The organism is Phenylobacterium sp. J367 (genome assembly GCF_024699985.1).
In the GTDB taxonomy this organism is placed as follows: Bacteria; Pseudomonadota; Alphaproteobacteria; order Caulobacterales; family Caulobacteraceae; genus Phenylobacterium.
On sequence record NZ_JAJONA010000001.1, the window covers coordinates 456,331 to 480,696 of the forward strand.

Below are 24,366 nucleotides of genomic sequence, written 5' to 3' on the forward strand. Positions count from 1 at the left end.
GGCCAGGATGGCCGGGGGGCGCGGCGACCGCGCTGCCGGCCATGAGCGCCGCGGCGGCGCCCCCGATGATCCAACGGTTCAGCATCGCGCAGTCCCCCTGCAGATGATCAGTAGAGGCCCGCCTTGCCGCGGACCGCGTCGATCAGCTTCTTCGGGTCGTAGCCGACCCCTTCCTTGAACACGATCTCGACCTTGCGGACGTCGCGGACGTCCGTCGACGGATCGCCGGCGATCAGCACCAGGTCGGCCTGCTTGCCCGCGGCGACCGTGCCGATCTTCTCGGCGCGGCCGAGGTATGCAGCGCCGTTCAGCGTCGAGGCCTTGATCGCCTCCTCGAACCTGAAGCCGCCCTGCACCAGGTTCTCGATCTCGGTGTGGTTGGCGAAGCCCGGCACCACGCCGCCGCCCCCCGTGGGATCGGTGCCGACCAGCAGCAGCCCGCCCTTGTCGTAGAACGCCTTGGCGAAGCCCACGAGCTGCTTCAGCCCGGACGGCATCGGGGCGTCCGGCGAGGACTTCGGCTGGCGGCGGTTGTTCTCGAACAGCGCGCGGACGTCCGGCGCATAGACCTCGATCCCGGGCGAATTGCGCGCGGTGTCCCGGACCGCAAGCGTGGAGGTGTAGGCGACCTTCTTCTGCACGAGATAGTCCAGCAGGGCGTCGGCCTTCGCGGGGTCGGCGGCCAGCTCCGCCTCCGACGTCCCGCCGCCCGGGCAGAGGTCCGGCTGCTTGTTCGCCTTGAAGTCCGAGGCGGCCATGAAGCCGTGCTCGATGTCGTCGATCCCCAGGTCCGCGGCCTCGCGCAGCGTCACCGAGCAGAGGTGCCCCGTGACCTTCAGCCCGCGCCTGTGCGCCGCCTGGATCGCCGCCCCCAGCTCGGCCCGCGTCAGGTTGGTGTAGGCCTTGAACGAGGTCGCGCCCTGGTCGGCGTAGAAGTCCACCGCCTTGGCCGCCGCCTCCGGCGTGCCGATGGTCATCAGCTGCGGGACGGAGCCTGGCCGGTTGATGTAGGGCCCGGTGACGTCGATCCACGGCCCCGGCTGGGCCCGGCGTTGATCGCGTCGCGCACGTGCAGGTCGCCGGCGAAGTGCATGGCGCCGGCCGTCCGCATGGAAGTGACGCCGCCCGCCAGGTAGAGCTTCGAGAAGGTCTCGGCCTCGTAGCCGTACGCCTTGCCGGGCAGCATCGGGTAGAACAGGTGCTCGTGCATGTGCACCAGGCCGGGGATCACCGTCTTCCCCGTGCCGTCGATCACCTGGGCCCCGTTGGGGATCTTCACCTTCCGGTCCGGCCCGACGGCGGCGATCACCCCGCCCTGGATGACCACGGTCTGGTTCAGCTTCGGCGCCGTCCCCGTCCCGTCCACCAGCTTGGCGTGGGTGATCGCCACCACCGGCGCGTTCACCGACACGTACTTCAGCGTCTCCTCGGAGAGCTGCGGCTGGGCGGCCGCGGCGGTCGCGAGAAGGCTGGCCGCGAAGGCCAGTCCGACAGTGTTCCTGAGCATGACCGACCCTCCCGACCTGTGTTGCCTGCCTAGAACGCGAACCGCGCGCCGACCCGGTAGGACCGCCCGAGCAGGTCGTGCAGCGAGCTCGCGCCATAGGTCTGGCCCGGCACCCTCGGCGGATCGCGGTCGAAGACGTTCTCCACCACGCCGAAGAAGGTCACCTTCCGGTCGTCGATGTACACGTCGTAGTTCTGGGCCAGCTCCAGATAGGCGACCTCGCCAAAGCGGTTCACGTTGACGCTCTGCGGGTGGCCCATGGGCCAGTTGTTGATCACGCCCGAGCCGAAGTAGCGCACCGTCGCCGTCGTCCGGCTGGGGCCCTGCAGGTAGCTGGCGCTGAACAGCCAGCGCCATTCCGGCCCGTCGGCCGGCGTGCCCAGGATGTCGGTCAGCGCGCCCGCCAGGATCGTCTCGCTGGTCAGCCGCTGGGAGCCCAGCGCGCGCAGGTCGATCTGGCCCGGCAGCGGCACGCCCAGCGTCTCGATCGGCGCCCGGTAGGAGAGCTCGTAGTCGACGCCTTCCACGACCTGCTTCTGGGCGTTGATCCCGCCCGTGTAGATCGTCGCGTCGATCAGGTTGTTCGGGTTGGCCCGCACGATCGAGGCGCAGGCCGCCGCGTTCACCGGCACGCCGACGCCGAAGCACTGGTCGACGATCTGCTGGGTGCTGACCGTCGTGATCGCGTCCTTCACCGAGATCTTGTAGTAGTCCACCGAGGCGCTGAGGCCCGGCACGAAGCTCGGCCGGAACACCGCGCCGAAGGTCCGCGTCTTGGCGATCTCGGGCGTCAGGTTCGGGTTGCCGCCGGTGATCTGGCGGGTCGAGACGTTCGGGCTGCCGGCCTGGGTCGGGTCCCGCGTCTGGCCGACCGTCGCCACCCCGCCGTTGAACAGCTCCAGCAGGTTCGGCGCCCGGATGTCCCGCGAGAGCGTGCCGCGGAACCGCAGGTCGTCATAGACCTCCCAGGCGAGGCCCGCCTTCCAGGTGGTCACCTTGCCGCTCGTGGAATAGTCGGTCCGCCGCGCCGCGCCGTTGAACTCCAGGCGCTGGATGAACGGGACGTCGGCCAGCAGCGGCACGATCGTCTCGCCGAAGAACTCCTTCACGGTGAAGTCGCCGGCCGAAGGCGTGAACCCGCCGCCGAACCACAGCCGCTGCTTCGACGCCTCGTCGACCACGGCGGTGTAGCCTTCCTTGCGGTACTCGAAGCCCGCGGCCACCGACACCGGCCCGGCCCAGGTGGAGAACGGCTCGATCTGGCCGTCGATCGCCCAGACCTCCTGCTTGATGTCGATGTCCTGGCGGGCCGGCGCGAAGCCCTTGGTCACGCCGGTCAGGTAGGCGATGGATTCCTGGCTCGGCGCATTGATGCCGAAGATGTTCACCGGCACGCAGCCGTTGGTCGGGTTGGTCAGGGTCGAGCGGCAGATCGGCGCGCCCGCGGCCACGCCCGCCACGCCGCCCACCGCCGGGTTGGCGATCGCGTCCACGGCCAGGTCGTAATAGGCCGGGATCAGCATGTTCGAGTAGGTGTACCAGACGTCGCTGTCGCCACGCTGGTAGTAGGCGTTCCACTTGCCGGTCTCGAGGAAGTCGCCCTCGGCGCCGACCAGGTAGCGCTTCTGCCGGCGATGGTAGCCGATCTCGGTCTGGTGGTGGTCGCCGGGCTCGTGCAGGTCGTAGTTCAGCCGGCCCATGGTGAAGGTCGTCGCCCCCGGCGCGAAGGCGCTGGTCCTGAGGTCGGCCGGCAGGAAGACGTTGTCGTTGCGGATGGTGATGTTGGCGAAGCGCGTCGTCGGCGCCGACCAGTTGTCGCTGTCCGAGCCGCCGCCGCCGAACTCGGCGTAGCCGCGGATCGAATCCGTGAACTCGTAGGTGGTGCGCCCGAAGGTGCTCCAGTTCTTCAGGTCCGGCAGCAGGCCCCAGATGTAGGCCGGGTCCTCGAGCGTGCCGCCGGCCTGGCTGGTGCCGGCCAGGATGTCGCCCCACACGAAGCGGCCGCGGGCATTGCCTTCCAGGAACACCAGGCCGCGCTGCGGGCCCGACGTGATCAGGCCGCCCAGGGTCGCGTTGGTGAAGCCCACGTCCGTGCGCAGGATCCGCGCCGGCTGGCCGTTGGTCGTGGTGTAGGCCGGGTTGGCGATGAAGTTGTAGCCGGGCCGGTACCAGTCGCGGCTGCGGATGTCGTCGATGCCGTACTGCTGCAGCCCCTGGACGCTCAGCAGGATGTGGCCCCGGCCGCCGGCGAACGCCCGGCCGTAGGCCAGGTCGCCGTTCCAGTTTTCGCCGTCCTTGCGGTCGGTGACGCCGGCGCTGATCGAGCCCTTCCAGCCGGTGAACTCGGGATCCAGGATGAAGTTGGTCACCCCGGCCACCGCGTCGGAGCCGTAGGCCGCGGACGCGCCGCCGGTCACCACGTCGACCCGCTTCACGAGGTTGGTCGGCAGCAGGTTGATGTCGACGGCCGAGTTCAGGCCCGCCGAGACCACGCGCCGGCCGTCCAGCAGCACGAGCGTCCGGGCCGTGCCCAGGCCCCGCATGTTCAGGAGGTTCGCCCCGCCGCCGATGGTGGACGAGCTCTGCAGCGTCGTCCGGGGCGAGGTGGCGTTGCCGAACTGCGGAAGCTGGTTCACGTAGTCGGCGATGTTCGCCGGCGAGCGGGCCTGGATCTCCTCGGCCCCCACCACCGTGGTCGGCGTCGGCGCCTCGTAGCCGTCGCGCACGATGCGCGAGCCGGTGACCATCACCTCGTCGAGCTCGGTCTCCGTAGCGTCGGCCGGCGCGCCGGTCTGGGCGTAGGCCAGCGAGGCCAGTGAGACGCCCGCCATCAGGACGGACGCGAAGACGCTTATACGGAACATTTCTGGAGCCCCCCGGCTGGCGGATTCCCGCCGATTTGGACCGATCAGTACATAGTCGCGGCCCTCCGCCAACGGAAACTTCGCATACTAACGATCCACGAACTCCGGGATGCGAAATCCCGCATCGTGCGGGGAAATCCGCACCGGTGGGCGGCGATCAGGTATGCGGAATCCGGCACGGACCTCGCACGGCGATCCGACGGCGCGGCCGCGCCGCCGACAGTCCGGTAACGCCACTATACAGGTCTGCGGACATACCTGATCAGCATCTCACGCCTGATCGCGTCCGGCTTACTATGGCAAAGCTTGTTCTTTTCGGCTGGAAAGCCCGGCTGCCCGCGACTAAACCGCGCAGTTCTAGCCCGAGAGGTCAGAGTGCCGCGCGTAACATCGGAATCTTCTGAGCCCCACGGCGACATCTTCGTCGGTGATGGCGAGATGGCGCGGCTGATGCGGGCCCACGACTGGGCCTCGACGTCGCTCGGCCCGCCGGAAGCCTGGCCGAACGCCCTGAAGGTCGCCCTGCGCCTGCTGCTGACGTCGCGCTTCGAGATGTGGCTGGGCTGGGGCCCGGACATCAACTTCTTCTACAACGACGCCTATCGCCCGACGCTCGGGATCAAGCATCCGCGGTCGCTGGCGACGCCGACCCGCGAGCTCTGGGCCGAGATCTGGGACGACATCAAGGGCCGCCTGGAGACCGTCTACGAGAAAGGCGAGGCGACGTGGGACCGCGCGCTGCTGCTGTTCCTCGAGCGCAACGGCTATCCAGAGGAGACCTACCACACCTTCTCCTACAGCCCATTGATCGGCGACACCGGCAAGGTCGAGGGCGTCTTCTGCGCGGTCTCCGAGGAGACCGACCGGGTGATCAGCGAACGGCGGCTGGCGTCGCTGCGCGAGCTGGCGTCCGGCCTGGCCAGCGCCGACAGCCAGGCGGCGGTGTTCGACGCCGTCCAGCGGAAGCTGGAGGCCAACCTGCATGACCTGCCGTTCAGCCTCACCTATCTGTTCGACGAGGACGGACGCGCGCAGCTCGCCTGCGCGACCGGCATCGTCCCCGGCCACGGCTGCGCTCCGCTGTCCCTGGAAGGACCTGGCGGGGCATGGAACCTGGACGCGATCTGGAACGGCGAGGTCGAGCACGTCTTCGACCTCTGCACCGACGAGACGCTGCCGAGCGGGGCCTGGAACCGACCGCCGGACCGGGCCGCCATCGTGCCCCTGGTCGGCCAGGGCGGCGAGCGCCCCCTGGGCGCCCTGATCGTCGGCCTCAATCCCTACCGGCCGCAGGACGACGGCTATGTGCCGTTCCTGAAGCTGCTGGCGGGCCAGATCGCCTCCAGCCTCTCCAGCGCCTGGGCCTACGAGGCCGAGCGCGAGCGGGCCGCCGCCCTGGCCGACGCCGTCCAGATGCGCCAGCAGGCCGCCGAGGCCCTCAGGGTCGCCAACCGGCGCCTCGCGACCGAGGTCGAGCAGCGCACCGCCGAGCGCGACCGCCTGCGCCAGCTCTTCGAGGAGGCGCCCAGCTTCATGGCCGTGCTGCGCGGTCCCGAGCATGTCTTCGAGCTGGCCAACGACAGCTACCTGCAACTGGTCGGGCGCCGCGACATCCTCGGCCGGGCGGTGCGCGACGCGCTGCCGGACGTCGCCGGCCAGGGCTACTTCGAGCTGCTGGACAAGGTGCTTTCGTCGGGTGAGCCGTTCGTCGGCCGCCACATGCCGGTGGAGCTCCGCCCGCGGGCCGACACCGGGCCGGAGCAGCGGTTCGTCAACCTGATCTACCAGCCGATCCTGGAGGCGGACGGCACGGCCTCGGGGATCTTCGTCAACGGCTTCGACGTCACCCACCAGAAGCGGGCCGAGGACCAGCTCCAGCAGCTCAACGAGACGCTGGAGCATCGGGTCGAGGAGCGCACCGAGGCCCTCGCGGACGCCCTGGAGCGGCTGCGGCGCGAGACGGCCGAGCGCGAGGCGGCGGAGAACGCCCTGCGCCAGGCGCAGAAGATCGAGGCCCTGGGCAAGCTCACCGGCGGCGTCGCCCACGATTTCAACAACCTGCTGCAGGTCATCAGCGGCAACCTGCAGCTCCTGTCCAAGGACGTCGCCGGCAACGACCGGGCCGAGACCCGGGTCCAGAACGCCATGGCCGGCGTGGCCCGCGGGGCCAAGCTCGCGTCCCAGCTCCTCGCCTTCGGCCGACGCCAGGCGCTGGAGCCGAAAGTCGTCAACGTCGGCCGGTTCATCAAGGGCATGGACGACATGCTGCGGCGCGCGCTCGGCGAGGAGATCGAGATCGAGACCGTGGTCGCGGGCGGCCTCTGGAACACCCTCGTCGACCCCGGCCAGATCGAGAACGCGATCCTCAACCTGGCGATCAACGCCCGCGACGCCATGGACGGTCATGGCAAGCTCACCATCGAGGCCGGCAATGCGTCGCTCGACGACGACTACGCCCGGCAGCACGAGGATGTGACGCCCGGCCAGTACGTCATGGTCGGCGTCACCGACACTGGCGGCGGCATTCCCCAGAACGTGCTGGAGCGGGTGTTCGAGCCGTTCTTCTCCACCAAGCCCGAGGGCAAGGGGACCGGGCTCGGCCTGTCGATGGTCTACGGCTTCGTCAAGCAGTCCGGCGGTCACATCAAGATCTACAGCGAGGTCGGCGAGGGCACGACGGTCAAGCTCTACCTGCCCAGGGTGATGCAGAGCGAGGACGTGCTCACCGACACCAGCCGGCTGCCGGTGCGCGGCGGCACCGAGACGGTCCTGGTGGTGGAGGACGACGACAGCGTCCGCGAGACGGCGGTCGGCCTGCTCTCGGAGCTGGGCTACCGGGTGCTGAAGGCCCGCGACGCCAGCAGCGCGCTCAGCGTGATCGAAAGCGGCATGCCCATCGACCTGCTGTTCACCGACGTGGTGATGCCGGGGCCGCTCCGCAGTCCGGAGCTGGCCCGCAAGGCGAAGGAGCGGCTGCCGCACATGGCCGTCCTGTTCACCTCGGGCTACACGGAGAACGCGATCGTCCACGGCGGCCGCCTGGACCCCGGCGTCGAACTGCTCGGCAAGCCCTACACGCGCGAGCAACTGGCCCGGAAGGTGCGCCACGTCCTCGGCAACGAGGCCCAGCATCGGATCGCCGCCGAACAGCTCGCCCAGGCCGCCGCCCGGTCCCGGCCGCCGCCGGCGCCGGCCGCCGGCCGCCTCACCATCCTGCTGGTGGAGGACGACGACCTGATCCGCTCGACCACCGCCGAGACGCTCACCGACGCCGGCCATGTGGTCGTCGAGGCGCACGACGCGGAGTCGGCCCTCCAGGCGCTGGCGGCCTGTCCCGTAGACGTGCTGCTCGCCGACGTCGGCTTGCCCCGGGTCTCCGGGGTTGACCCTGGCGCGCGAGGCCCGAACGCGGCGGCCGGATCTCCAGGTGGTGTTCGCCACGGGCGACGACGCCGCCCAGGCGGACGCCGTCGCGCTTGGGGCCCGCCTGCTGGTCAAGCCCTACAAGCCGGAGGACCTCAGGGACGTCCTGGCCGGGCTGGCCCGCGCCGCGACCGACGCCGACCCCGAGGCGGCCGGCGGCGAGCCGACCCGATAGGGAGGACGCCCTCGGCGAGGCGTCTCCAGGCTGACGTCCGTCAGCCCCGCGCGTCCGGATCCGATCCGGCCGCGCCGTCGCCGGTCTCCGTCTCCCCGGAGGCGTCGGCGGCGGACGGCGGCCGGCGCAGCACGACGATCCCGATGATCACCGTCACCGCGGCGATCGCGCCGCCGAAAAGCAAGACTGTCACTGTGAAAGCGCCCCCGGTTCAGGCCGTGAGGAGAGCATGGGAAAGCTTACGATCTTCTCACCGGATCGTCAGGAGGCTGATCTTTTTGCGTTAACGCCGACGACACGGTTTGGCGGCTAGCCTCGCCGATCATGTCTCGCTTCTGGAGTCTGCGTATGCGCCTGAGCACGAAGGCCGCCGTCGGCGGATCGGCCCTCCTCGCGATGATGGGCGCCGCGGGCGCGGCTCAGGCGGGCGGCTTCCAGGCGCCGGAGCTGGGCGTCAGGGCCAACGGTATGGCCAACGCCGGGGCCGCGGTCCTGCGCGGGGCCGACGCCCTGGCCTGGAACCCGGCCGCCATCGCCGGGACCGGCGCGGAGGGCGTAGTCGGCGCTTCCTGGCGTCGCACGTCGCTCGATCTCTCGGACGACGGCTCGACCTTGACCCGTCCGGGCCAGGCGACCCTCCCCGCCGGCGGGCAGGCCGAACTGCACGATCCTGCGGAGGATTTCACGGCGCCCAGCCTGGCGTTCACGCTGCCGCTCGGCGACCGCTTCGCCGCGGGCGTGTCGGTGACCAAGCCGTTCCACCTGCGGCTGGAGTATCCCGCCGACGCCTTCAGCCGCTATGACCTGACCCGCAACCGGATCGAGATGACCGAGGTCCGCGGGGCCCTCGCGGCCTCGGTGACGCCCTGGCTCGACGTCGGCGTGTCCGTCGACGGACAGGAGACGCGCGCGCTCCTCGACGCCGCCTCGCCGAACATCACTCCGGCCTCGGCGGACGGCCTGCAGCAGCTCACCGCCAAGGGCTGGGACTTCGGCTGGGCCGCCGGCGCCCAGGCCCGCTGGGACAGGTTCGAGCTGGGCGCCAGCTATCGCTCGGCGATCGACCGGAACCTCGACGGGCGGCTGCGGCTCGGAGGCCTGACCGGCCCGCTGGCCGGGGCGAATTTCGATGCGCCGGCCGATGTCGCCTTCGCCACCCCTTGGAGCCTCACCGTCGCCGGCCGCTGGGCGGCGACCGACGCCCTGGCGCTCTACGCCCAGGTGGCGCGGACGGGATGGAGCAAGTACGACACCATCGAACTGGCCTTCGCGGGCCAGGGCGCGGCCATCGTGCAGGGCTACCGCGACACCACCAGCGTCGCGGCCGGCGCCGAGTGGCGGGCGAGCCCGACCTGGACCCTGCGCGGCGGCGTGCAGTACGACCCCACCCCGACCCCGGCGGCGATGCGCGAGCCCGGCGTGCCGGACTCCGACCGCACGACCTGGGCGGCGGGCGCCACCGTCGACCTGACCCCCGGCCTGTCCCTGGACCTCGCCGCCTCGCTGGCGCGCTTCGAGGACACCCGGCTCCACCGCGACCTGGTGTTCTACGGCGGCACCCCGGCCGCGACCGGCGCGACCATCCGCGGCACGCTCCGCCGCGAGGAATTCACCCTCGGCAGCGCGCTTCGCAAGCGGTTCTGACCGGCGGCGGCGACCTCCCGCGAGGACGGCTCACCAGCTGGCCTTCAGCGCCTCCTGGCAACGCACATGGGCGCTCAGGTTGCCGTCGTTCCGCCCGCGCCGGATGTTGCCGACGATGTGCTCGCTGGCCCCGATCAGGACGCGGGCCTGGTGATCGTCGAGATCCGGCCGCCGCGTCCGCACCCGGACGACAAAGCCCGCCAGGCAGCGCACCAGCAGGTGGAGCGGCGGGTTCGCCCCCAGGTTCGACACCACCCTCTGCAGGCCGTACCACCGCATCCCGACCGTCGTGGCCTCGTTCGCGGTCTGGAGTTTCGCGAGCGCCTCGTCCAGCTCCGGCGAGGCGATCCCGGTGCGGCTGGCGCGCTCGATCAGCGCGACGTTGATCAGGCGGACGAGCCGGTCGCACTCGCCGAGTGAGGCCCCGGCGCTGGCGAGATGGGCATGGACGACGCGGATGGCCCGCACCGACGGGTCGGGATTGGCCTGGATCCCCCCCGGACCGGCCGCGCCTGAGCCGCAGGACGCCCGCGTCCTCCAGCAGCCTGAGCGCCTGCACGACCACCGGCAGGCTGACCTCGTAGCTGTCGCACATGGCTTCCAGCGCGCCGGAGCGCGGCCCCTGCGCGGTCGACAGCCAGCGCGGAAGGTCGGCTTCGATGCGGGCCGCGGTCGCGGCGGCCAGTGTGGAGTGGCCCGCGGACGCGGAGTCGCCGCCGCGCCCGGCCGCCAGGCCGGCGAGGGTCTCGCGGACGAGCGACGCCGCCGGTCCTGATTCCCCATCCAGATGGGGCCCCACCAGAGCGAGGGCTTCGGCCCCCTGACCGCGGCTTTGCGGACTGGCGCTGACCCCCAGCAGGGCGCTCACGGCCTGGCCGCGTTCGACCGCCGCCACGACCGGCCCGCCGGCCTTTCCACGCTGGACCGCGATCATCCCTCGCGCGAGCAAGGTTCGGCTGGCCTGGCGGATCAGTCGTCGGCTGGTCATGAACCGCTCGACGAGGTCCCGCTCGCTCCCCAGGGCGTCGCCCGGGCGGGAGCCCGCAGTCCCAGACGTAGCGCTCGATCCGGTCCGCGACCTGGATTCCCCGCAGCGGCGTGGCGCGGCCGCCGCCGCCCAAAATCTCGTCGAACAGCAGCCAGGACCGCTGCTCGACCGTCTCGTCGCGCCAGGACGGCAGAGCCTGGTTCACCGGGCCTCCCCTTCGGGCGATGCATCGCCTCTCGCGCGCGATGATCCCACCGGCCGCCGCGAATGCGATTCCTTTTTTCGCGGTGGAAGGCTCCGCATAACCGCCCCGGAAGGGCGCCGGGACGCGCGCCCGCGGACAGGGGGAAAAAGCCGTGATCAGGAAAGCGCTGCTGTGTGCGTCACCGATGGCCATCGTGGCCGCGCTCGCCGCGTCGCCGGCCGTGGCGCAGGAGGCCGCGGCGCTGGAGGAGATCATCGTCACCGCCCAGAAGCGCGCCCAGAGCCTGCAGGACGTGCCGATCGCCATCACGGCGCTCGAGGGCGGCGACCTGGGCGGCCTGCAGATGGACAGCGGAACCGAGATCGCCCGCCAGACGCCGAACCTGAACGTCTCGGTGCTCGGCAACGAGGACCAGCCGAAGTTCGCCATCCGGGGCGTGTCGCAGTCCCAGTTCCAGCTCAACGCCTCGTCGCCCACCGGCATCTTCTACGACGAGGTCTTCGTCCGTTCGTCGTTCCTCGGCGGGGCCCAGCTCTTCGACATGGAACGGGTCGAGATCCTGCGCGGCCCCCAGGGCACCCTGTTCGGCAAGGGAGACGGTCGGCGGCGCGGTCAGCTACATCACCAAGGCGCCGGTGTTCGGGACGGAGGGCTACGCCGCCGCGGAACTCGGCGACAACGCCTACTATCGGCTCGACGGGGCGGTGAACGGCGAGCTCGTCCCGGGCCGGCTGGCGGTGCGCCTCGCGGCGAACCTGGCGTCCAGCGACGGCTTCGTGGAGAACCGCTTCCCGGGCGGCCGCGACAAGTCGAGCATCGACAAGGTCGCCCTCAGGGGATCGCTGCGTTACGCCAACGACAGCGGCTTCGACGCCACCTTCCGGCTCTTCCACACCCGCAGTTCGCCGGACGCCATCGGCCCGATCACCTACGGCTTCGGCCCCGGCGGGACCAACGCGTTCGGCGCCGATCCGCGCATCGATCCCGCCACCGGCGAGCGGCTTTCGAGCCGTGAGGGGGTCTACGACCGGCAGGGCCGGATCCGGGTCCGTGGCGACGGCGGCTACCTGACGATCAACCAGGACTTCGGCGCGCTCACCCTGACGTCGATCACGTCCTATCTCGACGGCTACTTCCTCAACGAGGTGGACGGCGACGGCACGGGCGCGCCGCTGCTTCACCTCGACTTTATCGCCGACGTCCGCGAGTACGGCCAGGACCTGCGGATCGCCACCGATCTCGAGGGCCCGGTCAACTTCATCGCCGGCCTCTATTACTTCCGCGACGAGCTCGACAGCATCTTCCGCATCCTGCAGTTCGGCGGCGGCTTCACGGCCGACCAGACCTTCCGCCAGGTGCGCGACAGCTATGCCGCCTATGTCGACGGGACCTACGCCGCGACCGCCGACCTGACGCTCTACGGCGGCCTTCGGCTCACCAAGGAGAAGGGCCGGCTGGACGACTTCCAGTCGATCATCAACATCCCCGGCCTCGGCATCCCGTCGACGGATCTCCGCTACGACGAGACCGAGCCCAGCGGGCGGCTCGGCGTGCGCTACGCCTTCAACGCCGACCTGATGGGCTATGCCCAGTACGCCCGGGGCTATCGGAGCAGCGGCTTCAACGGCGGCGCCGTCGCCTTCCCCGGGGACCTCAACATCGTCCGGCCGGAGTTTCTCGACGCCTGGGAAGCCGGTCTGAAGTCGGAGCTGTTCGATCGCCGGCTGCTGCTCAACGTCGCCGCCTTCCACTATCGGTTCACGGATCAGCAGTTCATCAATTCGATCTCGCTCACCGAGACCCAGCTCGTCAACGCCGGCAGCTCGCGGCTCAACGGGCTCGAGATCGAGGTCACGGCGCGTCCCACATCGAGGCTGAACCTGAACGCCGGCCTGGGCCTGCTCGACACGAAATACACCGAGCTGGAACTGTCGGGCCTGGACCTGTCGGGCAACGAGCTCCTGGAGTCGCCGAAGGTCAGCTTCAACCTGTCGGCCGACTACACCGCTCCGCTCAGCGGCGGCGGCAGCCTGCGGCTCCACGCCGACATGGTCTACAAGTCCGAACAGTACTTCAGCGCCTTCAACGCCGACAAATTCCCGGAGTCGCTGCAGCAGGCCGACGCCTTCACCGAGGTCAACGCCCGCATCGCCTACCGCTCCCCGGGCGACCGGTTCGAGGTCGGGCTGTGGGGCAAGAACCTGACGGACAACGACGTCCCGACCGGGGCCGGGACCGACCAGGGCACGCTGACCTTCTTCACCACCGTGCCGTATCCGCGCCGATACGGCGTCGATATCAGCGCGAAGTTCTGAGGGATGCCGCGACCCCGGCTCCTGGTCCCGCCCGGGCGGCTGTGGGCGGCGGTCCTGGCCGGCGCCGTCCTGATGATCGGCGGCCTCTTCGCGGCCGGCCAGGTGCAGTCGTCCGGCGGCGTCACGGTCGAGGCGGTGCGCTTCCGCGGGGCCTCCGGCGCGGAGATGCGGGCGCTGCTGTTCCGGCCGCCCGGCGCGAGCCCTGAGCGGCCCGCGCCGGGCGTCCTGGCGGTCCACGGCTATCTCAACTCGGCCGAGATGCAGTCCAACTTCGCGATCGAGTTCGCCCGGCGGGGGTATGTCGTGCTGGCGCCGGACCAGCGCGGACATGGCGGCAGCACGCCGGCGACCTTCGCGGACGGCTTCGGCGGTCCCGACGCCCTGGCCTACCTCCGGAGCCTGCCCTTCGTCGACCGGACGAACATCGGCCTGGAGGGCCACAGCATGGGCGGCTGGGCGGTGCAGGCCGCCGCCAGGGCCCGGCCCGACGGCTACCGCGCCATGGTCCTCGAAGGCTCGAGCGTCGGGCCGCCGTTCGCCCCGCCGGGCGACCCGCGCTTCCCGCGCAACCTGATGGTCGTCTTCGCCACCCACGACGAGTTCGGCGGCTTCATGTGGGGCCCCGAGGCGCCGACCGCGACCGGCGCCACGGAGAAGGCGAGGGCGCTGTTCGGCACCAAGGACCCCGTCGTCGCCGGACGGCTCTACGGCGACATCGCGGCCGGCTCGGCCCGCATCCTCGAGACGCCCGCCATCACCCATCCCTGGGCCCACCAGTCCAGGGCCGCCATCGGCCACGCGCTGGACTGGTTCGGCCGCACGCTGGACGGCGGGCGGACCCTGGCGCCGCGCGACCAGATCTGGCCGTGGAAGGAGGCGGCCGGGGCGGTCGCCTGGATCGGCGTCGCGCTGCTCCTCGTCGGGCTCCTGGTCGCGCTCGGCCGGCGCGCGCCGTTCGCCCCCGGCCCGGCTCCGGAAGCCTTCGCCGGGGACGGGATCTCCCCCCGCGCCCGGCGCCTCGGGCTGGTCCTGGCGGCGGCCGTTCCGGTGCTCTCCTACCTGCCGCTGATGGCGCTCGCCGAGCGCCTGGGCCAGAACGGACTGTTCCGCCAGACCTTCACCAACCAGCTCGCCGTCTGGGCGCTCGCCAACAGCCTGCTCGCCCTGGCGCTCGCCCGGTTGACGCGGCAGCCCGGCCCGCTGCGGCTGGGCCGGCCGCTGCGGACCCTCGCCCTCGCCGCCGCCGTCGCCGCGGGCCTCTATCTGCCGATCGCGCTCGGCGACCGGCTCTGGCATGTCAGCCCGCAGCTCTGGATCCTCATCTGGCGCCCGCTGTCGCCCGATCGGGCGCGGGACTTCGTGCTCTACCTGCCCGCCTTCCTGCTGTTCATGCTGGTCACCCTGCGAACGCTGGACGGACTCACGCCCCTGGCGCGCGGGCGCGCAGCCGGAGCCTTCGCCAGGGCCTCGGCCGTGCTGGCGGGACCGTTCGCCCTGTTCCTGGCCGTGCAGTACGGGGCGCTCTGGGCCACCGGCGCCCTCGCCTCTCCGGCGGAGGGCCTGCGGGTGATCATGGCGATCCTGTTCGTCCCCCCTCATGCTGCTGTTCGCGGCGCTCGCCGTCGCCAGCCGGCGCGGCCTGGGGACGGTCGGCCCGGGGGCGGTGCTCAGCGGGATCTCTGCTCACCTGGTTCCTCACCGCCACCCAGCCCATCGGCGTCGGCTGACCCGCCGCGCCGTCGCCACGGAGACCAAGCCATGCCGCCCTGGAAGCCTTTTCGATGGGCCGGAGCCGCCGCGGCCCTGGCCGGCCTCGGCGCGGTCTCCGCCCCGGCCGCCGAGCCGCCCGGCCTGCGCTTCGCCTTCGAGGAGATCGTCACCCTCGGCGCGGAGATCCCGGTCGGCCTGACCGCCCGGGGCCGGCGCAACATCATCCCGATCACCGGCGGGACGTTCTCCGGTCCCGGCCTGAGCGGAACCGTCGTCCCCGGCGGCTGGGACTGGCAACTGTGGCGCGCGGACGGCTGCCTCGAGTTGCGCGCCGACTACATGCTGCGGACCGACGACGGCGCGATCATCAACGTCGTCAACACCGGGACCGCCTGCCCGGGGCCCGACGGGCGGCTGGGGCCGATCCGCACCCAGCCGGTGTTCGAGCCGCCGCTCGGCCCCTACGCCTGGCTCGGCCAGGCGGCCTTCGTCGGCTACCTTGAGGAGACCCGGGTCGGCCAGACCCGCGCCGTGCGCATCCGCTTCTACCGCGTGGAATAGCGCCGGACGGATCGGGCGCCGCGCCCTTCTGAACGCGACCTTAGACCACCCGCCTGATCCGCCCGGTGTTCGGCCGCTTCAACCCCGCGTCGGCGAGCGCCCGCTTCTGCTCCGCAAGCTTCCGCGCCATGGCGCGCCTGCGCAGCCACGGCCGCCAGGCGTCGGCGCGCCCGATCGGGTCGCCGATGTGATGGGCGGCGACGAAGGTCGCCAGCGGACCCAGGTCCTGCGATTCCAGGGGCTGCAGGCGCGGCCGGCCGCCGGCCTGGAGCAGGGCGATCGCCGGGCCCAGCCCGCCGGTCTTCTCCACCGCGGCCTCCACCGCCGTCTCCTTCACGCCCAGCCAGTGCGCGACCACGCGGCTCCGAAGCCCCCGGATCGCCAGCCGCGTCGCCGCCGCCTGCGGCGGCGCCGCCTCGATCGAGAGGTCGCACTCCGTGTCGAAGCCCGAGGACCGGTTGTTGAGGTTGGTCGACCCGATCCGCACCAGGTCGTCGTCGATGATCGCCAGCTTGGCGTGCACGATGATGATGTTGCCTTCCGCCGTCACCGGACAGAAGGCGTGCAGCCGCCGATGCTTGTTGGCCAGCTCCAGCCGCTTCATGAACGCGCTGCGCGTGCGGTCCATGGTCATCTGGTCGAACCAGCTCGGGCAGTGCAGCGTCGAGACCAGCACCACCTCGGGCCCGTCCGGCTCCTCCAGCCGTGCGGCCAGCGCCTCGGCCATGATCGGCGAGGTCATGTACTGGTTCTCGATATAGATCAGCCGCTTGGCGCCCGCGATCAGCGCCAGGAACAGCGCCTCGTTCTCCCTAAGCTCGGGCGCGTCCTGGAACGCCGACTGGGTCCGCGAGAGCCCGGTCCGCACGCCCTGGAACTCGGCCTTGAGGCACGCCGGCCAGGGCGAGGCCTTGGGCGGCGATTCGACCGGCGCCAGCGCTTCGCCCGTGGCCCTGACCCAGCGATCGCGGAACAGCTCGCCCAGCGCGGCGGCCGGCGGCCCCTCGACCGCGCTCATCAGTTCGTGGCGCGACGGATAGCACTTGCCCTTCTTGCGGAAGCGCCGCGGGTCATGGTCCTCGTGGCAGGCGGTGTCCCACCGGTCCGGCGCGATGTCGCCGCCGCCGCAGAAGGCGACGCGGTCGTCGATCACGATCATCTTCTGGTGATGGCTCGCGCCGAACGGCAGGCGGCCGTCCAGCTTCATGTTCACGCTGCTCCCGGCGAAGCAGTGGCGATCCTTCAGGGTGAAGAAGTTCTGGGTCGCCGAGATCGGCAGCGACGCCTTCCAGCACAGGATGCGGATGTCGAGGTCCGGCTTCTCCTCCGAAAGCCGCTTCAGGAACGGTCCGATCCGGGTGTCGTCGTCGCGGCCCCCGCCCTTCGGCTCGGGATGGGGCTGGGGCTCGAACAGAGTGTCCGGATCGAAGGCCCAGTTCAGCAGGTGGATAGACCGGCGCGCCTTGAGCATCGCCGCCTTGGCGGCCGTGAAGTAGTCGGCCATGTCCAGGATCACCGCCGCGCGGTCAGCCGTCTCGATGCGCCAGCAGGTGGTTCCCGCGTCCAGATACATGCCAAGGCCCCATGAAAGCAGGGCTCGAATGCACGGCGCAGCCGCCGGTTCCGGCGCCTTCGGGAAGGGGGGCGGAGATCTGCGCGCCTCGCGCAGCTCACCCCTGACGTCCCTCTAACCCGCCTTCCTGGCCTCCAACGCCTCCTTCAGCCCCGCCCGCGCCAGCGCATCGGCCCGCTCATTCAGCTCGTGCCCGGCGTGGCCCTTCACCCAGTGCCACTTCACCTCGTGACGGGCCCGGGCGGCGTCGAGGCGCTTCCAGAGGTCGTCGTTCTTCACCGGCTTGCCGTCGGCGGTCTTCCAGCCGCGGCGCTTCCAGCCGTGGATCCACTCGTGGATGCCCTTCTGGACGTACTGGCTGTCGGTGTGCAGCTCCACGCGGCAGGGCTTGGTCAGCGCCTCCAGCGCCTGGATCGCCGCCATCAGCTCCATGCGGTTGTTGGTGGTTGCCGGCTCCCCGCCCTTCAGCTCCTTCTCCTTCCCGCTCCACTGCAGGATCGCGCCCCAGCCGCCCGGCCCCGGATTGCCCGAACAGGCGCCGTCGGTGTGGATCATCACATGCGGCGTCATCCTTCTACGCTCCTGACGGAGCTTCGCAGGACCGGTCCTGCGTAGCCTTGGCGAAGCAGGATCACGCGGCGGCTCCAAACAGCACGAGGTCCGGCGACGAGCGGTGGACGGCGAGCTTGCGCTCATACTCCAGCGGGTCCTTCGGCTTCACCAGCGCCCCGGCCGGCGTCGCGTACCAGTCGTGCAGCCGGGTCAGGAAGAAGCGCAGCGCCGCCCCGTGGGCCAGCACCGGCAGGGCGGCCCGCTCGGCGTCGCCCAGGGGCCGGACCGCCTCGTAGCCCGCCACCATGGCGCGGGCGGCGGTGATGTTGAACGAGCCGTCCGGCTCGAAGCACCAGGCGTTCAGGGCGACCGCGATGTCGTAGGCGAAGGCGTCGTTGCAGGCGAAGTAGAAGTCGATGGCGCCCGCGAACTGGCCGCCCTTGAAGAACACGTTATCCGGGAAGAAGTCGGCGTGGATCACGCCCTCCGGCAGGCCCTTGGGCCAGCGGGCGGCGAGGCTCGCGAGATCGGCCTCGATCACCTGGGCGAGGCCGGGCTTCAAGGCCTCGGCCTGGCCGTGCAGGTTCGCGAACATCGGCGCCCAGGCGGCCTGGCCGAGGTCGTTCGCCCGGCGCATCGGGAAGCCCTCGACCGCCCGGTGCAGCTCGGCCAGACCCCGGCCCGCCTCCCGGCAGTGGGCGACGCCCGGCCGGCGGACCGACATGCCCGACAGGAAGGAGACGATGGCGCAGGGCTTGCCGCGCACGGTCTTCAGGAGCTCGCCGTTGCGGTCGGCGATCGGAGTGGCGCTCGGGTAGCCGCGCCCGGCGATCCAGCGCAGCAGCTCCAGGAAGAACGGCAGCTCGTCCGCCTTCACCCGCTTCTCGTAGATGGTCAGGAAGAAGCGGCCCTGCTCGGTCTCCAGCAGGAAGTTGGAGTTCTCCACCCCCTCGGCCACGCCCTTCAGGCTGAGCGGCTCGCCGAGGTCGAAGTCGGCCAGGAGCCTCGCCAGCTCCTCGTCGGTGATGTCCGTATAGACCGCCATGATGCCCCCGTCCGTGCGGGACGGCGCGGAGTCGGTCAAGCGGGCTTATCGTGCTAGGTTGTGGGCCTCTCCACGGAGGAGCCCATGATCGCGCTGAAGGTCGAGAAGATCGGCGAGCAGGTCGCCATCGTGCTCACGGAGGAAGCCCTCCAGGTCCTCGGGACCGAGGTCGGCGGCACGCTTCGCCTGGAACCCTCCCGCGACGGGGTGATCCTCGCCACCACCCAGGAGACCTGGGTCGAGGACCACCACGCCCGCGGCCGGGCCTTCCTGAAGCGCTACACCCGAAGCCTCCAGCGGCTGGAGCCGCAGTAGCTGCGCTCATCCCGGCGCAGGACGGGCTAACGGGATCGAGGCGGACTTCGGACCACTTCGTGCTACGCTGTCGGCGGAGCCGAACATGATCATCCTGAAGATTACCCGCACCGAGGAAGGGCTGGCCATCCAACTGAGCCCGGAAGCCGAACAGGTTCTCGGCGTGGCGGACGGCCAGGAGATTGCGCTCGAGCTCTCGGACCGGGGCGAACTCGTCATGGCTCCGTTGGACATGTCGTTCGAAGCCCGGCGGGAACGCGGCCGCGCGTTCCTTCGACGCTACGACAAGACATTCCAGGCGCTCGCGAAATAGTCCGGCCATGGAGCCGGTCTGGCTGAGCACCTAACGCGCCGCCCCCTCGAACATCATCCTCAGCACGCGCTTGTTCGCGCTGGCCCCCCGTGTGGGCCTTCAGCGGATCGGCGAAGAGGCCCAGCCAGCTCGTGGCGTTGCGGGTGTGGACATTGACCACCACAGCCGCCTCGCTGCCGTCCGGCCGGATCAGCCTGGGCATGTCGAAGGTCAAGAGGTCGCTCGGGTCGCTGAAGGCGATCACCTGCCGGGTCGGCGGGACCGCCAGGCCGGCCTTGTCCGCCACCGGCGCCATCAGCACGCCCAGCGGCGAGGCGTCGGCGGCTTCCCCGGCCTTCAGCGACGACGGATCCTCCACCCGCGCCAGCTCCAGCAGGCGGAACTGGTTGGCGAAGAAGTAGTAGTTGGCCGTCTGGTCGATCACCGCCTTGGCGGCGCCGCCCCCGCGCGCCGCGTCCAGCACCATGAAGCTGCCGAGCGATTCCGAGATCACCACGAATTCCTGGCCCGTCGCCCCGCCGTCGAACCGGGCGGCGTAGCCGAAGGCCTGGTCCATGGCCTCGCGCAGGTAGTCGCGCAGGGGGCCCAGCGTGATCGTCGCGTCGGCGAGGCCGAAGTTCATGATCTCCCGCTTGCCCAGCCGGTTGAGATAGGCCCCGCCGCCGCGGAGCCGGGGCCCCTTCAGCGACTCCGCCATCTCGGCCGGGGTCAGCCAGGGATGCGCCGGGTCGCCGCGCTCGACGCAGAGCTCGAGCCGCCGCCTGTCCGGCCCCGAGAGCCGGCCCTCGGGCGCGACGATGAACCGGCATTTCAGCGGGAAGAGCAGCGGCCACCAGTTGACCTCGTCCACCACGATCGGCGGCCGGCCGGTACGCTCGAAGACGTAGCGGTCGACGAAGGGCGCGCTGGCCGTCCAGGCCGCGTCGGAGTCCCACACGGGCCGTCCGGCGACGCGCAGGTCCGGCCGCGGGCCGAGGTCCACGCGGAATGGCGGCGGCTCGCGGGGCGCGGTGATGCAGGCGCCGGCCACGTGCTCGCAGATCGCCTGGCGGAACGCCTTCGAGAAGTCCGGCCCCTCGGCCCGCATCCCGTGGACGTAGAGGATGTGCACCGGCCGGTCGGCGGCGTCGCTGGCGGCGATCACGTCACCCAGGCTGCGGGTCCGGCCGAACGCCGCCGGGTCGTCGGGGACCGCGCCCCCGGCCCAGGCCGTGGTGGCGGCCAGTCCGACCGCGACCCCGGCCACCACTGCGCCGGCGACACCCAGCATCCCCATCAGCAAGCCCCCGCCCGCGCCCGTGGAAGGGTCCACTCTAAGCTTTGAGTTGAGCCCTGCACAACCTTGGGCGGCGTCGGCCCGCCGGCGCCTAGGTGGCCAGCGCCCGGGGCAGCTTGAAGGTCACCGTCTCGCGGGCCGCCTCCACCTCCTGGACGGTGACGTCGAAGGCCTCCGCCAGCCGGTCGATCAGCCCCTGGACCAGCACCTCCGGCGCGCTCGCCCCCGCCGTCACCCCCCACCGTCCGCGCCCCGGCCAGCCAGCCGAGGTCGAGGCCCGAGGCGTCGTCGATCAGGTGCGCCTCGATCCCCGCCCGGCGGCCGACCTCCGCCAGCCTGACCGAATTCGAGGAATTGCGGCTGCCCAGCACCAGCAGCACGTCGGACTTGTCGGCGATCGCCTTCACCGCCTCCTGGCGGTTCGTCGTCGCGTAGCAGATATCTTCCTTGTGCGGCGCGGCGATCTCCGGGAACCGCTGGCGCAGCGCCGCCACGATCTCGGCGGTGTCGTCCACCGACAGCGTCGTCTGGGTGACGAAGGCGACGTTGGCCGGGTCGGCCGGCGTGAACGCCCTGGCGTCCTCGACCGTCTCGATCAGCCGCACCGCGCCCGCGGGGAGCTGGCCCATGGTGCCCACCACCTCCGGGTGGCCGGCGTGGCCGATCAGCACGATCTCGCGCCCCGCGTCATGGTGCCGCTGGGCTTCCACATGCACCTTCGAGACCAGCGGGCAGGTGGCGTCGAGGTAGAGCATCTTCCGGCTCCTGGCCTCCGCCGGCACCGCCTTCGGCACCCCGTGGGCCGAGAACACCACCGGCCGGTCCACCGGGCACTCCTCCAGCTCCTCCACGAAAACCGCGCCCAGGTCGCGCAGGCGGTCCACCACATGGCGGTTGTGGACGATCTCGTGGCGCACATAGACGGGCGCGCCGTACTTCTCGATCGCCCGCTCGACGATCTGGATCGCCCGGTCGACGCCGGCGCAGAAGCCCCGCGGCGCGGCGAGCAGCACGGTCAGGGTGGGCTTGGTGGGGACGGCGTTCATCTCGCGCCGGAACCTAGTGGCTTAGGGCCCGTCCCGCCAGCCGCGTTGCCGCCGCAATCTCAAGGCTGTACTTAGGCCCCGCGCGGCCCGTCGCGCCTGCCTCTCTGACTCTGGACGCCAGACCTCCCATGCGCCGCCTGTTCCTCGTCGCCGCCGCCCTCGCCGCGGCCGTCACCGCCGTCCCGCCCGCCGCCGAGGCGCAGGCCGCCAGCGCGGCGACCCCGAGCAGCAGCAGCGCGACGACGCGGCCAAGAAGCGCAAGCGCGACGAGGAGTGGGGCAACAACCAGGCCGCGCTTCCCGCTCTGCGCAACGCCGGCCCCTGCCCGTTCGTGAAGACCCTCTACGACGCCGCCCGCTACGTGGAGTTCAAGGACGGCCGCGAGGCCAGCGCGAACGTCGGCTTCTCGGGCGAGATCCAGTCGATCTCCGCCGGCTGCCAGTACAAGGACGAGCAGCCGATCCAGGTGGCCATGGACGTGCTCTTCGAGCTCGGCCGCGGCCCGCAGGCCCAGGGCGACAAGAAGACCTACCGCTACTGGGTCGCCGTCACCGACCGCAACCGCTCGGTGATCGCCAAGCAGACCTTCGACCTGCCCGTCACCTTCCCGTCCGGCAAGGACCGGGTGTTCGTCACCGAGAAGCTGCACGACATCGTCATCCCGCGCGCCGCGCTCACCACCTCGGGCTCGAACTTCGAGATCCTGATCGGCTTCGAGGTGACGCCGGAGATGGCCGCCTTCAACCGTGACGGCAAGCGCTTCCGCCTGAACGCCGGCGCCCAGCAGGCCCAGGCCGGGACCCAGACGACCCCGCAATGAGCGACCTCAAGACGGCGTTCAGCGAAGCGGTCGGCGCCGCCTTCGCGAGCCTTGACCTGCCCGCGGAGCTGGGCCGGGTGACCCCTCCGACCGCCCCGACCTCGCCGACTTCCAGTCGAACGGCGCGCTCGCCGCCGCCAAGCGCGCGGGGAAGAACCCCCGCGAGATCGCGACCGCCGTCGCCGAGGTGCTGAAGGCCGACCCGCGGCTGGCCGCCGTGGAGATCGCCGGCCCGGGCTTCATCAACCTGAAGGTCGCCGACGCCGCCCTCTCCGAGCGCGCCAACGCCGTCGCCGCCGATCCGCGGGCCGGCGCCGACCTGGTCCCCGAGCCCCGGCGCGTGCTCGTCGACTACGGCGGCCCCAACGTCGCCAAGCCGATGCACGTGGGCCACCTGCGCTCCTCGATCATCGGCGAGAGCCTCAAGCGCCTCTACCGCTTCCGCGGCGACATCGTGGTCGGCGACGCCCACTTCGGCGACTGGGGCTACCAGATGGGGCTGCTGATCGGCGCGGTCTGCGACGAGCATCCGGCCATCGCCGCCGAGGTCGCGCGCCTCAACGCGGCGACGGATCTCCCGTCCGACTGGCAGGCGCTGGAGCCCAGGCCCTTCGAGATCATCGAGCTTTCCGACCTCGACCGGCTCTATCCGCTGGCCGCCGCCCGCGGCAAGGCCGAGCCCGAGTACCGCGACCGCGCCCGCAAGCTCACCGCCGAGCTGCAGGCCAAGGCGCCGGGGCCTATCTGCTCTGGAAGCGCTTCGCCCGCGTCACCCAGGTGGCGCTCGAGCGAGACTTCCATGCGCTGGGCGTCGACTTCGACCTCTGGAAGGGCGAGAGCGACGTCGATCCCCTGATCCCGGCCATGGTCGAGGACCTCGCCGCCAAGGGCCTACTGGAGGACGACCAGGGGCGCCCGCATCGTCCGCGTGGCCAGGGACGGCGACAAGCGCGAGCTTCCCCGCTCCTCGTGGTCTCCTCCGAGGGCTCGGCGATGTACGGCACGACCGACCTCGCCACCATCCTCGACCGGCGCGACAGCTTCGGCCCCGACCTCGTCATCTACTGCGTGGACCAGCGTCAGGCCGACCACTTCGAGATCGTCTTCCGCGCCGCCTACAAGGCCGGCTACGCCCAGGAAGGCCAGCTGGTCCACATCGGCTTCGGCACCATGAACGGCGCCGACGGCAAGCCCTTCAAGACCCGCGAGGGCGGCGTCCTGAAGCTCAACGACCTCATCGAGATGGCCCGCGAGAAGGCCCGCGAGCGCCTCCACGAGGCCGGCCTCGGCGAGGACCTGCCGGCCGACGAGTTCGAGGAGATCGCCGCCCGCGTGGCCGTGGCCGCGCTCAAGTTCGCCGACCTGCAGAACTTCCGCGGCACCTCCTACGTCTTCGACCTCGACCGCTTCACCAGCTTCGAGGGCAAGACAGGCCCCTACCTCCTCTACCAGGCGGTCCGGGTGAAGAGCCTGCTCAGGAAGGCCGAGGCCGAGGGCCACGCCCCCGGGCCCGTCACCGTCGCCGAGCCCGCCGAGCGCGACCTCGTGCTCACCCTCGACGCCTTCGACACCGCGCTCGCCGAGGCCTACGACCGCTACGCGCCCAACGCGGTGGCCGAGCACGCCTACCGCCTGGCCCAGAGCTTCTCGAAGTTCTACGCCGCCTGCCCGATCCTGATCGCCGAGCCCCCGGTCCGCGCCAGCCGCCTCACCCTCGCCCAGGCCACGCTCCGCCAGCTCGACCAGGCCCTCGACCTCCTCGGCATCGAAGTCCCGGAAAGAATGTAAGCGCGGGCGCGAGCCCGCCCTTCGCCTCCTCTCCCCCGCGAAGCGGAGAGGGAGAGGATTGAGGAGAGGGCCAGGCGCCGCACGCCCTCATCCCTCCCCTTCAGGGGAGGGATCGTCGGCTTTCCGACACATCGTCCGCTTACGGACGTGTAACTTGACTGTACCGCCCCGCCTGTCTTGGATGGCCGCAACCCGCGCTTGCCCGCGGGACGTCAACAGTGCGGCGGCGTCGCCGTGTGCGGAGGA

General features: G+C 71.2%; 16 protein-coding genes and 2 pseudogenes. 9 read left to right on the forward strand and 9 right to left on the reverse strand.

Features of this window, described 5'->3' with window-relative positions; translation table 11 throughout:
* Positions 1 to 107: 107 nt before the first annotated feature.
* Genes LRS04_RS02640 through LRS04_RS02650 form a run of 3 tightly spaced genes read right to left on the reverse strand, consistent with a single transcriptional unit; the run spans position 108 to position 4,371 of the window.
* Positions 108 to 977 carry an amidohydrolase family protein gene (locus LRS04_RS02640; protein WP_257815031.1) on the reverse strand — a complete coding sequence of 290 codons (870 nt, stop codon included), beginning with the start codon at positions 975 to 977 and terminating at the stop codon, positions 108 to 110.
* Positions 977 to 1,507, reverse strand: coding sequence for a hypothetical protein (locus tag LRS04_RS02645; protein ID WP_257815032.1), 531 nt, complete (start codon positions 1,505 to 1,507; stop codon positions 977 to 979). The genes LRS04_RS02640 and LRS04_RS02645 overlap by 1 nt, the downstream gene beginning before the upstream one ends.
* A 29-nt stretch (positions 1,508 to 1,536) precedes the next feature.
* Positions 1,537 to 4,371 carry a TonB-dependent siderophore receptor gene (locus LRS04_RS02650; protein ID WP_257815033.1) on the reverse strand — a complete coding sequence of 945 codons (2,835 nt, stop codon included), beginning with the start codon at positions 4,369 to 4,371 and terminating at the stop codon, positions 1,537 to 1,539.
* Positions 4,372 to 4,746: 375 nt separating this feature from the next.
* Between LRS04_RS02650 and LRS04_RS02655 the strand changes: the two genes are divergently transcribed.
* Together LRS04_RS02655 and LRS04_RS02660 are read left to right on the forward strand one after the other, a co-directional pair.
* Entirely contained in the window at positions 4,747 to 8,256 is a 3,510-nt protein-coding gene (locus LRS04_RS02655; protein ID WP_257815034.1) for a response regulator, read from the forward strand.
* Positions 8,257 to 8,317: 61 nt separating this feature from the next.
* Positions 8,318 to 9,613: an OmpP1/FadL family transporter gene (locus tag LRS04_RS02660; protein WP_257815035.1), complete on the forward strand. Its 1,296-nt coding sequence runs from the start codon at positions 8,318 to 8,320 to the stop codon at positions 9,611 to 9,613.
* 30 nt (positions 9,614 to 9,643) lie between these two features.
* Here the strand turns inward: LRS04_RS02660 and LRS04_RS02665 are convergent, their stop codons facing one another.
* Positions 9,644 to 10,081: a hypothetical protein gene (locus LRS04_RS02665; RefSeq protein WP_257815036.1), complete on the reverse strand. Its 438-nt coding sequence runs from the start codon at positions 10,079 to 10,081 to the stop codon at positions 9,644 to 9,646.
* Between the two features lie 876 nt (positions 10,082 to 10,957).
* Here LRS04_RS02665 and LRS04_RS02670 point away from each other — a divergent pair.
* Genes LRS04_RS02670 through LRS04_RS02680 form a run of 3 tightly spaced genes read left to right on the forward strand, consistent with a single transcriptional unit; the run spans position 10,958 to position 15,392 of the window.
* A complete protein-coding gene (locus LRS04_RS02670; RefSeq protein WP_257815037.1) occupies positions 10,958 to 11,821 on the forward strand; it encodes a Plug domain-containing protein in 864 nt (287 codons plus the stop codon).
* A complete protein-coding gene (locus LRS04_RS02675) occupies positions 11,730 to 13,121 on the forward strand; it encodes a TonB-dependent receptor (RefSeq protein WP_257818919.1) in 1,392 nt (463 codons plus the stop codon). The genes LRS04_RS02670 and LRS04_RS02675 overlap by 92 nt, the downstream gene beginning before the upstream one ends.
* 3 nt (positions 13,122 to 13,124) lie before the next feature.
* Positions 13,125 to 15,392 (forward strand): DUF3237 family protein, encoded by a 2,268-nt coding sequence (locus LRS04_RS02680; RefSeq protein ID WP_257815038.1) that lies wholly within the window; start codon positions 13,125 to 13,127, stop codon positions 15,390 to 15,392.
* A gap of 40 nt (positions 15,393 to 15,432) precedes the next feature.
* Here the strand turns inward: LRS04_RS02680 and LRS04_RS02685 are convergent, their stop codons facing one another.
* The 3 genes from LRS04_RS02685 to thrB all read right to left on the reverse strand — a co-directional run bounded on the left by LRS04_RS02685 (position 15,433) and on the right by thrB (position 18,562).
* Complete coding sequence (locus tag LRS04_RS02685; protein WP_257815039.1) at positions 15,433 to 16,965, reverse strand: phospholipase D-like domain-containing protein; 1,533 nt, start codon at positions 16,963 to 16,965, stop codon at positions 15,433 to 15,435.
* Between the two features lie 114 nt (positions 16,966 to 17,079).
* On the reverse strand, positions 17,080 to 17,535 hold the full coding sequence (gene rnhA / locus LRS04_RS02690; protein WP_257815040.1) for a ribonuclease HI: 456 nt from the start codon (positions 17,533 to 17,535) through the stop codon (positions 17,080 to 17,082).
* 61 nt (positions 17,536 to 17,596) lie between these two features.
* Positions 17,597 to 18,562, reverse strand: a complete 966-nt coding sequence (gene thrB, locus LRS04_RS02695; protein ID WP_257818921.1) for a homoserine kinase — start codon at positions 18,560 to 18,562, stop codon at positions 17,597 to 17,599.
* 84 nt (positions 18,563 to 18,646) lie between these two features.
* Here thrB and LRS04_RS02700 point away from each other — a divergent pair, with 84 nt between their 5' ends.
* Complete coding sequence (locus LRS04_RS02700; RefSeq protein ID WP_257815041.1) at positions 18,647 to 18,877, forward strand: hypothetical protein; 231 nt, start codon at positions 18,647 to 18,649, stop codon at positions 18,875 to 18,877.
* Positions 18,878 to 19,092: 215 nt separating this feature from the next.
* On the opposite strand, the gene LRS04_RS02705 is transcribed toward LRS04_RS02700, so the two are convergent.
* Together LRS04_RS02705 and ispH are read right to left on the reverse strand one after the other, a co-directional pair.
* The gene (locus LRS04_RS02705; protein ID WP_257815042.1) at positions 19,093 to 20,502 is read right to left on the reverse strand and encodes a hypothetical protein; all 1,410 of its coding nucleotides are present in this window, start codon (positions 20,500 to 20,502) and stop codon (positions 19,093 to 19,095) included.
* A gap of 55 nt (positions 20,503 to 20,557) precedes the next feature.
* A pseudogene (ispH, locus tag LRS04_RS02710) lies at positions 20,558 to 21,512 on the reverse strand (4-hydroxy-3-methylbut-2-enyl diphosphate reductase).
* Between the two features lie 331 nt (positions 21,513 to 21,843).
* On the opposite strand from ispH, the gene LRS04_RS02715 reads away from it, so the two are divergent.
* The 3 genes and pseudogenes from LRS04_RS02715 (at position 21,844) to argS (LRS04_RS02720) (ending at position 24,120) form a co-directional block, all read left to right on the forward strand.
* Positions 21,844 to 22,332, forward strand: coding sequence for a hypothetical protein (locus tag LRS04_RS02715; protein ID WP_257815043.1), 489 nt, complete (start codon positions 21,844 to 21,846; stop codon positions 22,330 to 22,332).
* Positions 22,329 to 22,850 (forward strand): annotated as a pseudogene (gene argS / locus LRS04_RS27555) (arginine--tRNA ligase); the annotation flags it as partial. The gene LRS04_RS02715 and the pseudogene argS (LRS04_RS27555), both read left to right, overlap by 4 nt.
* 67 nt (positions 22,851 to 22,917) lie before the next feature.
* Positions 22,918 to 24,120 carry an arginine--tRNA ligase gene (gene argS, locus LRS04_RS02720; protein WP_374577092.1) on the forward strand — a complete coding sequence of 401 codons (1,203 nt, stop codon included), beginning with the start codon at positions 22,918 to 22,920 and terminating at the stop codon, positions 24,118 to 24,120.
* Positions 24,121 to 24,366: the final 246 nt, after the last annotated feature.